This window comes from Streptomyces sp. MNU76 (genome assembly GCF_020982545.1).
Lineage (GTDB): Bacteria > Actinomycetota > Actinomycetes > Streptomycetales > Streptomycetaceae > Streptomyces.
This window is the reverse complement of record NZ_JAJKLK010000003.1, coordinates 1,322,732-1,334,216: the sequence shown is the minus strand read 5'-3', so window position 1 is coordinate 1,334,216 and position 11,485 is coordinate 1,322,732. Positions and strand designations below refer to the sequence as shown.

7 protein-coding genes are annotated in these 11,485 nt (G+C 65.7%); 4 read left to right on the top strand and 3 right to left on the bottom strand.

What is annotated here, in order from left to right; genetic code table 11:
• Positions 1-55: 55 nt before the first annotated feature.
• Entirely contained in the window at positions 56-1,435 is a 1,380-nt protein-coding gene (locus tag E4N62_RS12255) for a DUF317 domain-containing protein (RefSeq protein WP_230213896.1), read from the top strand.
• 243 nt (positions 1,436-1,678) lie between these two features.
• Positions 1,679-2,539: a nucleotidyltransferase domain-containing protein gene (locus E4N62_RS12250; protein ID WP_230213895.1), complete on the top strand. Its 861-nt coding sequence runs from the start codon at positions 1,679-1,681 to the stop codon at positions 2,537-2,539.
• A gap of 106 nt (positions 2,540-2,645) precedes the next feature.
• Here E4N62_RS12250 and E4N62_RS12245 read toward each other — a convergent pair whose 3' ends face one another.
• The 3 genes from E4N62_RS12245 to E4N62_RS12235 form a co-directional block, all read right to left on the bottom strand.
• Positions 2,646-5,723, bottom strand: coding sequence for a type I restriction endonuclease subunit R (locus E4N62_RS12245; RefSeq protein ID WP_230213894.1), 3,078 nt, complete (start codon positions 5,721-5,723; stop codon positions 2,646-2,648).
• A gap of 3 nt (positions 5,724-5,726) precedes the next feature.
• A complete protein-coding gene (locus E4N62_RS12240; protein ID WP_230214103.1) occupies positions 5,727-6,848 on the bottom strand; it encodes a restriction endonuclease subunit S in 1,122 nt (373 codons plus the stop codon).
• Between the two features lie 121 nt (positions 6,849-6,969).
• Positions 6,970-8,520, bottom strand: coding sequence for a type I restriction-modification system subunit M (locus tag E4N62_RS12235; RefSeq protein ID WP_230214102.1), 1,551 nt, complete (start codon positions 8,518-8,520; stop codon positions 6,970-6,972).
• A gap of 886 nt (positions 8,521-9,406) precedes the next feature.
• Between E4N62_RS12235 and E4N62_RS12230 the strand changes: the two genes are divergently transcribed.
• On the top strand, positions 9,407-10,534 hold the full coding sequence (locus E4N62_RS12230) for a hypothetical protein (protein WP_230213893.1): 1,128 nt from the start codon (positions 9,407-9,409) through the stop codon (positions 10,532-10,534).
• A complete protein-coding gene (locus tag E4N62_RS12225; RefSeq protein ID WP_230213892.1) occupies positions 10,531-11,439 on the top strand; it encodes a hypothetical protein in 909 nt (302 codons plus the stop codon). The genes E4N62_RS12230 and E4N62_RS12225 overlap by 4 nt, the downstream gene beginning before the upstream one ends.
• Positions 11,440-11,485 lie beyond the last annotated feature (46 nt).

Genomic DNA, 11,485 nt, shown 5'->3' with positions numbered 1-11,485 from the left:
GCCGGTGGCCGGACCCGAAGGCCCTGCCACCGGAAGAGGAGACGACCACCTCAACGTGCCCACCACACTCCCCATCGACGCCCACGTCCACCTCGACACCCACCCCACCCATCCCAGCGCCGTGACCGCCGTCCTGACCGGCACCCAGGCTCACATCGCCCACCTGGGCCTGGAGGCAGCCGACTGGACCGTCGTCGCCGACAACGTCCTGGTCCTGGTCCGCATCGACCACGAGGAGCCGTACTGGGCCCAGGACGCAGCCAAGCACCTGACCGCCGAAGGCATCACCGTCGAGATCACCCCTCGGCTCCAGGAGGCCATGGACGAGGAATGGACCTGGGCGAACTACCCGATGCCCTGGTGCACCCGCAGCGAAATCCGCGAGGTCTCCAACGAGGCCCAAAAGATCCATGACGACATCCGCCACGGCCAGCTCCTCATCCACGCCCACGCCAACGACGGCCACACCACCGTCGCGGTCGGCACCTACCTCGGCCGCAACGGCAAGTCCGTCTACCTCCACGGCGAGGACCACCTGCGGCAGGTTGCCGACACCTTCGACTCACCCGCCCAAGCCCTGCTCGCCTTCGAGAAGGTCCACGGCGCCGACATGCGCCCCGGCCCAGCACTCCTGACCGACGCCGAACGCGCCGCCGCCGAAGCCCGCACCTCGCTCGCCCTCACCACAGCCAAGCCCGAACCGGCCCGCCCGGAGCCGGAAACCGTCCCGGCCTATCTGTCCGATGCCGGCGACCACGACGCCATCCTCGACACCTTCCTCAATGCACACGGCGAATGGGAGAAGTGGCGCACCTGGTCAGACGAGACCACCCACGCGATCCACGAATCGCAGACTCTGCGCATCGAGCGGGTCCACGAAGCCCACCCCCGAGAGACCGCCTGGACCGTGGCCGCCTACGAGACGCCGGTGTCCGACCGCATGTGGCACCTGACGGCCACGGGCACTGCTCCCGCTCCCATGCTCCAGGCTCTGCTGAACCACCTCGCCGACGGTGGCGGATGGGACACCGCCGCCCTGGGGAGCCCCGTGGACGAGAAGACCGTCACCGCCGCCACGAAACCCCTCGCTGACGCCGGATGGAAACACACCGTGGACGGACGCTGGCTCCGCTGGACGAACGCCTCCCAGGATGCCGGTGTCCAGTTTGACGCCTTCGCCGCCCAGCAACCGAACAGCCCCCTCGCCACCTGGACCATCTGGGCCGGCCCCACCATCGACCAGCCCACCTGGACGATCCACGCCTCCCCCTACGCGCCCGCGCCCATGATCGCCGGCCTGGCCGGGGAACTCGCGCACGGCACCGGCACGCGGCAGTTCAGCCCCAGCGTCCAGCGGCAGCCTCCGCGTCCCACCGCCACCGAACCGGCCATCGCGACGACCGTCGCCAGACCTCAGGCGAGCCGAAGTCGCTGACCAGCACACTCACGCACGCGAACAGCAGTGTGGCCCTGCGGACGGGGGATGCCGCAGGGCCACACTCGCACCGTACCGCGACTATCCGTTTCACGGGGGCTTACTCTCGCTGAATGCCGATGAGGCCCCCGCCCTCGGCAACCCAGCCCGGGGGCGCTCGTGGATTCACTCTGCATAGCGCTCTCGCCTTGGCTTGTGGCCCCTAAGGTCCAAGCAGTGGTCGCGGGCGGCAAGGGAGTCCAAGTGAAACGTGAACGGGCAACGGAGATGCTCCACGAGATGCTCGACAATCTGGACGCAGGCAGTCGCCCCCTCGACCTCGTAGACGAGGTCTATGTCTTCGGTTCCTACGCCCGAGGCGCGCTGCAGCCAGGCGACCTCGACGTGTCGGTGGTCCACCGGGCCGACACCGAATTCACCGAACACGTCGTCGGCGCCCTCATGTACGGGCGGGATCCGATGGCGGGCATGAAGCGCGCGCTCAAAGGCAGCAAGCACGGCTTCCAGTTCCAGTTCAACCAGAACGACCGCCTCCCTGAAGGCTCCGAGCCGAAGCTACTGTGGAAGCGCGGCGACACCCGCGCCACAGCAGAGGCACGGCTACAGGGGCTGACAGCGGACCCGTCCGCCGGCCGTGCGCCTCGCGACGCGATGGTCGAACAGTTCGAAGGACTCGACCGGTGGATCCCCCTCCCCGTGCGCACCCATCTGGTGGAACTGCTGAACGCCGGCGGGATCGAGATCCGCCGCATCGAGCTGGCGGCTGCCGAGCCCACGAGCCCCGCAGCCGTGGCCGCGCTGGGGCGCCGCTGGAAGCCGGACAGCCCACTGCGCCGCGCAGCCGCTGCCGCAGTGCGCTATACGGAGGACACCGGCATGTCCCCGCCGTCCATGTGGGTGCAGGGACAGCCACTCGACCACCGCCGCGACCAGTACGGCGCCGGCGCCCTGTGGATCAACCTCGGCTGGTACCACTTCGACCAGCTCGTCTTCCGGCTCCGCGAGGGCGCCCAGAGTCTGGAGATCGTCCGCCCCACACGGACGCAGCCGCTTCACGCCCTCCACATCACCGTGTGCGACGCCACAGCCCTGCCCCCGTTGTAGCCGCGCCAGTGATGCCGAAAACAGCGCCGCTCAGGAGACAGATCAGTGCCAGAGCAGCGCGACCAGCCCGGCAACCGCCGCAGGTTGCCGGGCCTCCATGCACTCGTCAGTCAACGAGGTAGTGGGCTTCGACGTAGGCGACGGTGGAGCCGTACGGCTCTCCCACCGGCTTCAACATGTACCGGCGGAAGACCGCGGCGGTTGCACGGCGGACGCCGCGGTTGCGAGCCTCGGCGTTGTCCCACGACTGCGCGAGGGTGCGCTTGACCACCTGATCGATCTCCTCGGCCAGATTCTGCTCCGTGACGGTGAGGCCGGGCGGCGCGTGGTCGTGGATGATCCGCGACAGGACACCCACATGGTCATCGTCCAACACGACGGCTTCGTCGGGGTGCTTCTCGGCGTTCACGATGGCACGGGCAACCCGGAGCGCTTCGGCAAGGAACTCCAGGGCGTCCTGGGCATTCTGGATGATCCGGTCCCGCAGCTGCCTGATCCGCTCTGCCAAGGCGGTGTACTTCGCCGACCCCGGTTCGACGCCCTTCTCAAGGGCCGCCTTGATGTGGTCCAGGATCTCCGCCGCAGACGGCGGCCTCTTGTCCTCGCTGTCGTCCTTGTCGGGCTTGGGACGGACGAGGGCCAGCAGCTCCTTGAGGATCGTAATGCCCTGGGCATCCAGAACGAGGGCTTCTTCCTGGGAAGCGGCCACCGAGAAGGAGTGGACGTGGGCATTGATTATCTCCAGGACCATCGGCCCCAGCTCGCCCAGTCGCTCCTTCCTTTCCTCGTCGGAAGACTTCTTGAACAGGGTCGTGTACGCAGACCCGAAGAGCCCGAACCCGTCCTGGTACTTGGCGACCCGCTTGTCCGTGTTGATGAGCGGGTACAGGCGGGCCAGAAGCCGGTAGTTCTTACTGAAGACCTCGGCGGCGTCAGGGTTAGCGTCCAGGAAGCCGTTGATGACACGTACGGACTCGTATCCGTGGGCCGTGAGGTCAAGGCCGTCCACGTCAGCGAGGAGGTCTTCGATGCGGGCGAAGGTGGTGCGGAACTCGGCGACCAGGTCGGTCAGGTCGGTGACGAACCCGCCGCCCTTGCCGGCGGACCCCTCCGAGGTGGGGTCGACGACGGCACGCTGGACCTCTTCGGCCAGGCTGATGTAGTCCACGACCACGCCGGTGGCCTTCACGAATCCTGCCGGGGAGATCCAGGTGCGGTTCGGGCGGGTGATTGTCTGGAACAGGTTGTGAGCCTTCATTGGCTTGTCCAGGTAGAGGACGCCCTCGTTGGGGGCGTCGAACCCTGTCATCAGCTTGGCCGTCACGACAAGGAAGCACAGAGGGTCATCGGGAGTGAGGAATCGCCGCTTCTGGTCTTCCTCGTCGACCTCGGAGAGCCGGTAGGGCCGCATGGCCGCTTCCTCGGTCTTGGCGTCCGAGACGTGGATATTCACCTCTGCGGTGATCCGATCGTGCTTGCCGACCTCGGCGAGTACCTGCGACGCCTCGTAGCCGGCCAGCAGCTCGTTGATCTTGTCCGTGTATGCCACGGCCAGCTCACGGTTGTAGGCGACGACCTGCGCCTTGAGGCCGTTGCGATAGGTGCTGGCCAGGTAGTGGTCCACGATGTCCTGGCAGACCGTGTTGATGCGTTCGGGGTTGGCGAACACTGAGGTGAGGCGCCCGAACTTGCGGGACAAGGTTTCACGGTCGGGGTCGTCGAGGTCGAACTCGTCGGCGAACTGGTCGAACTCGGCCTGTAGGGCCCGGTCGTTCATCTCGAAGGTGACCGGGTGCGGGTCCAACATGACTGGAACGGTTGCCTCGTCCTGCAGAGACCGGGACACCGAATATCGATGCAGCACCCTGTTCGGGTCGGTCTCCTCACCGAAGAGGGCGAAGGTGTTGGTGGCGAGGTTCCTGACGGGTGTGCCGGTCATGCCGAAGAACTTCGCGTGCGGCAACGCTGCGCGCATCTGCCCCGCCAGGGAGTCTTCCTCGGATGATTGCGTGCGATGTGCCTCATCGACCAGCACGATGATGTTGCGGCGGGTCGACAGGTTCTTGCCGGCATCGGCGAACTTGTGGACAGTCGTGGAGATGACGCCGCGCACATCGTCAGCCAGCAGGGAACGCAACTCCTTGCTGGTGGAGGGCTGGTGGAAGTAGGCGTCTCCCATCGCCGAGGTGAATACCCCGGAGGTTTGCCGCACGAGCTGGGTTCGGTCCGAGAGCAAGATGATCGTGGGCGACTCGGTGCGGGTGTCAGCCAGCAGCAGCGAAGCAGCGAACACCATCAGCAGCGTCTTCCCGCTGCCTTGGTGGTGCCAGATCAGACCTTTCTTGCCGTCGGCCAGGACCCGCCTGTGGATCAGATGGGCGGCCTCCATCTGCGGGTAGCGGGGCAGGTACTTCCTGTCCGCCCCGCCTCCAGAGGTGTCGAACAGGGTGAAGTTGGCGAGCATGTCCAAAACTGTGGCCGGGTTGAGCAGCAGCTCGACGGAGCGCTGCACGTCGGCCTGCCCGGACAGGTTCTCGTCGTCGTCAGTGGATCGGAACGGCTGCCACAGGTTCAAGGGCGCACCAGCGGCACCGAACCGCAGCTTCAGCCCGTCGGAGGCGACAGCGAAGACATTGGGGGTGAAGAACCACGGATACTCGGTGGCGTACACATCGTTGACCTCGCGTGCGGCGTCGGCCCACCCGGACTTCGCGGTCGGTGACTTCACCTCTACGACAACGAGGGGCAGGCCATTGGCCCAGTACACGAGATCGAACCGGCGGGGAGTCTTGCCGGGGATGGTTATGGTCACCTCGTCCGACACGACAAGGGCGTTGGTGGTCGGATGCTCGAAATCGATGACCTTCAAGGCGTGCCACACGCCGTCGGCGCCCCGGAACTCCTTGTGCCCGCGGAGTAGTTCCAGCACCTGCTCGTTGGCGCGCACCAGCCCGCCTTCGACGGCGTTGACCGTGGCGATGATCTCCTCGACCACGGCGTCCACGTCGAACCCGTCGATCACCTCAGGGTTGAGCCGGACGATGGCGTCCCGCAGCTGGTCGGCGAGCACCGTTTGTGTCGTCTCACGCGGCAGCGACCTGCCCGCTTTGTAGCCCCATCCCATCGGGAGGGACCACTGGATCATCGAGTTCTGGAACTCGCGTTCCCGTATGCCCTTAGCCACGGCTCAGACCCCCAGTTCGGCAGACTCAATCGCGATGGTGCGGTCCAGCAGTCCCGCCAGCAGCCCAACCCGAACCTCACGGAGGCGCGCGGCTTCAGCGACAACAGCCTCACGATGCCACCTGAGCGCAGACAGCGCCGCGTCTACCGAAGCGATGCTGTCCGGACAAGGCATTGCTACCTGGATCGAGAACAGCTGTTTGCGGTTCACCTTGGGCATCTTGGTCCGCCCAGCCATGGAAACCGCTGACTCGACTACGCGCTCTTGGAGCAGTACCTCACGCAGCAGGGACGCGGGAATGCCAGCCTTGGGCCTGAGCGGGTAGGCGTCCGCACTGCACAGCCCTGAGAACCCCGGCACAGCAACCTTCCTTAGCGCGGGACGGATCTTCGAGTAGATGACATCACCTTCACGGAATAGGAACTTCCCGCTGATGATCTTGTCCTCCCGAGCGGTTCGTGCGCCGACGATCTCCCCGGTGCCTTTGGCGATCGTCTCAACACCAACGTGGGTCAAGTCCGCGTACTCCTCCAACCTCGGGTCCACGAGCCGAGCGGTCAGCTCGCAGACATCAGAGAGTGGGGTCAAGGGCGCATCCTTGAGCAGCGACTCACGTGTTGCGTCATGAACTCGAGCGAGCGCTTCCGCTTCCCCGCGGAGTGCGGTGATCTGGGCATCGACCGCGTCGAGCATCTCTACGATCCGAGCTTGTACCTCACGGGGCGGGATCGGCAGTTGAATCTGCAAGAGCTGCTCTGGGTTGAGACGCTTGCGCCGTTGAACCGTCCCGCTCACTCGGTTCTTCATCTCTGCCCACAGTCGCGGTGAGCCACAGACATGCCTCATCCAGTCGGGCATCACTTCGGGGCCAAGCGTGAACGTCGGGAACTCGTTGCTGACGACGAACCCGTCGAACTCGGCAGGTACTACGGTGATCGGGCCCTCCCACGCGGTCAGCTTTCGCATCACAACCTGATCGGCATGAAGCACGTTCATTGCTGCGTACTCTGTATCTCCGCCGTCGAGTTCGCCTTTAGCAACAACCCCCTTCCCTGCATTCAAGACCCCGGCTAGGCGGTAGGTTGTTGCGGGCTTCATCGGTGTGCGCTGGATGTCGAGACGCATCACTTCCCCGAGCGGACGAAGCGGATAGCCGTCACCAGCCGAAGCCCTCGATCCCTGCGGCGGGACAGCTACCTTGCGACGCACAGGAGTCTCCGGGGCACTGAGGCTGATCTGCTGCCAGTCACTCATCGAAGCCCTCGATCCCGGCGGCAGAGAGGACCGCGAGCATGCGCCGCTCGGCCTTCTGGCGCTCGGCACGGGCGATGTTGAAGGCGTCGATGAGGGTGCCGAGGTCTTCCTGCTCAGCGGCGGCCTGCTTGATGTAGCGGCCGATATTGAGGTCGTACCCGTTCGCCACGATCTCCGTGGTGGGGACGAACCGCGCCGAGAGGTCAGTCTCTTCGCTGCCGTCGGAGCGCGAGTGGTAGGCGGTCACGACGTTGGTGATGTCTACGTCCGTGAGGACGTTGCGGTTCTTGGCTTTGGTGAATCGTGCGGAGGCGTCGATGAACAGCACGCCGTCCTTCCGCTCCGGGGCCTTGGTGCCAGGGGCACGGAATACAAGGATGCAGGTCGGAATCGTTGTGCTGTAAAAGAGGTTCGCGGGCAGCCCGATCACGGCTTCCAGGAGGTCGCGATCCAGGACGCGCTGCCGGATGGCTGCTTCCTGGCCGCCTCGGAAGAGGACGCCGTGCGGCAGGACGACGCCGGCGCGGCCCTTCTTCGGATCCATGCTGGCGATCATGTGCTGCACGAATGCCCAGTCCGCCGACGACTGTGGGGCGACCCCGCCGATGGCGCGCGGGTCGTTGGTCCAGGGCTTCCACTTCAGGCTGTAGGGCGGATTGGCGACGATGATGTCGAATTGCTTGACGGACCCGTCCGGCTTCTTGAAACGCGGGTCCCTCAAGGTGTCGCCGACCTCGACCTTGAACTCGGTCAGGTTGTGCATGAAGAGGTTCATGCGGGCCACGCCAGCAGTGTCCGGTACCGCCTCTTGCCCGTTCAGGCTGAGTGTGTAGCCCCGCCCGCCGTGGGCCTTCAGTAGGTTCGCGGCGGCAATGAGCATGCCACCTGACCCGCAGGTCGGGTCGTACACCGACTCGTGGTTCTTAGGGTCCAGCAGTTCGATGATCAGCTCGACGACCTCGCGCGGCGTGAAGAACTGGCCAGCGCGGGTACCGGACCCGTCCGAGAACCGCTTGAGCAGGTATTCGTACGCTCCCCCGAGCACGTCGTGGGACATGTTGCCCTCGTGCATCTTGGGGACGCGGTTCATCGTCCGCATGACCGACGCCAGCACCTCCCCTGGAAGCACCGCTTCGGAGGTCCAGGCCATGGACCCGAAAATTCGGGAGAACTTGTCAGGGTTGGCCGACTCGATGGCCTGGAGGGAAGCGCGAACCCGCTGGCCGAGGCCGTGCTGGGCGACGGTGGCGAGGATGGATGACCAAGAGGCGCGGCTCTCGGCAACGGTACCGGGGAAGATGAAGGGGATCTTGAACGTCTGGTAGTTGCTGTACTCGACCTCGTCGGCTTCCTCGGCTGAGAGGTCGAGGTCCCCGTTCTCCTTGAGGAAGGTCTGGTGGGTGTGCTCCCAGGTATCCGACAGGTACTTCCAGAACATCAGAGGGAAGACGACCGAGGAGTACTGCGCTTCGGGCATCGCGACGCGCAGCTCGTCGGCGGCGTCCCACAAGCGGTTCTCGATCTCCTGCTGGGTCACTACCATCAGTCGGGGGGTGTCCTTGCTCGTCAAAGGTGGCGACCCGAAGGCCGTGAAATCCTGCTGGTCAGTACATTCAGGGCGCGCCCTGCATGTACACAACAGGCTCGTCTTGCCCGGGTGAGCACACGCGGAGCGTCGCGCTCCCTGCACGGGAGACTCACAGACGATATCCCTCCCCCGAACCACGAAATACGGCAACCGACGCAGTCATCGGGACGCACCGTGCGGTGACCTCGCGGGCATATGTGCGCGGGCGGTCGACGGCACCCTGCATATCTCCGTCGCCGCTGCGAGCTTCACCCGCCGGACCCCATCGCTCGAGAGCGGCCCGCGCCGGACCTCCCAGGAGTGGGCCGATGGCTCGCTGCTCCTGTCCGATCGGTGCAACCCGAGCGAGGTACTGGGCTCGCTCCGATGCCATTTTTCGGCTCGCGAGAGACAGGGCCGTCATACGTAAGCTCATGGGGCGACTCCGGAGACATCGGCAACGGTGCTGCGGCATATCCCACCACGCACCACTGACAGCGCGGGCCGCGAGCCTTCCCCGGGCCTGAGACAGAGCGGTTTTCAGAGAAGAATCCCGCAGGCCGTAGAACCGCTGCCCGCAGCGCCGTCCGGCAGCTCCGGCCGAGGATAATCGAAATCACGAGCGGGTCAGTCGCATAGGCATTCGAATTTTGAGGGGCGTTGTCAGTGCGGTCGGGTATACCGGTCGGCTATGAGTGTTGCTCAGGAAGCGGCTGCGTCGGCCTCCGGCGGTACGCAGCCACAATCAGTTGACGGCGACGTTCCAGATGACCACCGCCCCGCTGCTGCGATCCCTGCATCGCGGGACGCCGGCCCCGGCGGAGAAAGAGACCCACGGACCGCTCAGGACGACTACCTGCTGGTGGAGCTGCTGTGTGCCGCGTTGGCGAAAATCCGCCTCGAACGACAGCGCGCCGACGTTCAGGCCCGCGGCACGGACGGATCGGGGCCATTGCCGCGTGCCTGGCGTGACGCACGGGGCCGCCTGTGGTGGAAGGCGCAGTCACTGGGCTTGGAAGGGCCCGGCGATGACCTGGAACTGTTCGACTGGTGCCGTCACCCGCTGGGATCGTGGCCTGTGCCGCTGTCGCTCACCGAGGGCGATCTCGAAGCGGTGCTGCTGGAGGGTGATGCCCTGTCGGAGTTCGCCGAGCAGGCGGCGGACCTGATCCAGCACGCTGACGTCGAGGCGGAACTCGTTCAGAATCAGGTTTTTGCCGCCCTGATGCTGTGTGCCCGGATGAACGGTAAGGACGACGACGCTGTTCAGCGGGTCTACTGCCGACTGCGGCGCCTGCTGATCGACCATCCGGTGCTCAGCGACCGCGAGGTCCAGGCGCTGGCGCGGGAACTCCCGGCAGCGGACTCCGACCACGACTCGTTCCTGGCGAAGTTCGTCCGCATCGCCTACGTCCACCAGCCGGTCCAGGCGCCGGGGAAAGTCCGCCTGCGGCGCTGCGCAGACTGCCGAAATCCGGTTGATGATGGGGCCGTTGACTGTGGGACTCCCGGCTGTACAGGGGTTCCAGAGCAGTACAAGGTTACGTGTCTGGGCGCGTATTGGACCCAGCACCGGGCAACCCGCCAGTTCTTCCACGACCCGGGACTGCTGGAGGGACGACTGCTGGACGCCTTGGGCGAACTCGCCGACGGCACACTGTGCGTCGAGGACTGGCCGTGCCTGGATGCGTGGGATATGGCGTTGGCGTTCAAGGCCCAGGATCCGGGTGCAGAGGCGGAGCGCTGGGTCGTCGACGCCAAGGACTGCTCAAGCCCGGCCCTACTCGCCCGGGGCTTTCGCTGCGATCCACGCGTGCCGGCGCGGCGACGCATCATCGTCATCCCCATGCACCGCCTCAGAACTCCCGGCTACCGCGCGGATCTGGAGCGTGAACTGCAGGGCCGCGTTTCCGGCGTCGAAGTCCTCGACGAGAAGGCGTTCCTGCGGCAGGCCACCGTCCGTGCGCGTCAGGCAGGAGGAATGCGATGAGGGATACCCGCGCTTGGAGCAAGCCGCTGGTGAAGGAATTGGCGGATGACAGCGCGCGCCCGCTGCTCGGCCCCCTCAGGCCGTGGGAGATCTGCGCGCTGGAGATGGGCCTGTCGTTCCTGGACGACCATCTGCCGGGCCAGGGCGTCGGCGCGCTGTGGCCGGTCCTGTCCGGTTACATGCGTCTGGATGAGGACCTGGGCCCGCAGCTGCGGACCCTGCGGGAGGTGATGGGCCCGCTTGCCAAGACCGGGACCATGCGGGAGAAGCTCGATCAGTACGTGAAGCTGCCGGTACAGGTGCGGGGCTTCGAACCCTGCGACATGCTTGGCCACAAGCCGGAGTTGTCGACCGTGTTCACCCGCCGGTCCACCCCGTACGCAGCGGCCCGTCATGACGTCTACCGTGAGACGCTGCAGAAAATCGCCCCCTATCAGACAGCCTCCTCATACCGGCCGGCGCCGCCGGGTTCGGTGTGTTCCTTCGAGCGGGCCGACGGCAGGCGGGAACAGATCCGCATCCCCGAGTCTTTCATCCCGGCGCCGGCGACCGCTGTGCTGCCCGCAGCGGTTTCCCGGGTGCAGGAGCCCATTCCGCTCACGCGGGATGACTTCCAGTGGGCTGCCGAACAGATCGACAAGATCCTGGAAGCTCATCCGGAGATCGAAAATCGGGACTTCGTCAAACGGTTCGAGCAGATGGAAGCCCTGCTGGCCGACCACGCCAATGGTCGTCTCCTCGATCAGCAGTGGCGGATGACCATTGACCGCCTTTGGCACGTGGTCGGCCTGATGAACAGCGGCAAGTCCACCCTGCTGGACCTGATCGCCTTCATCGTCACCCGCCGTGGCGGCAAGGTCGGTTTCGTCCTCGCCTCCGGCAGCGACGTGTTCGCCAAAGTCTGAGGGGCCACGAAGTTTCCGGACAGGCACCCAATAGGGTTGTCCTGAA

Coding starts and splice junctions, on each gene's coding strand:
- E4N62_RS12240 (WP_230214103.1), bottom strand. CDS start 6,848: ATGCGTCTCGACATCCAGCGCACACCGATGAAGCCCGCAACAACCTAC.
- E4N62_RS12235 (WP_230214102.1), bottom strand. CDS start 8,520: ATGGTAGTGACCCAGCAGGAGATCGAGAACCGCTTGTGGGACGCCGCC.
- E4N62_RS12225 (WP_230213892.1), top strand. CDS start 10,531: ATGAGGGATACCCGCGCTTGGAGCAAGCCGCTGGTGAAGGAATTGGCG.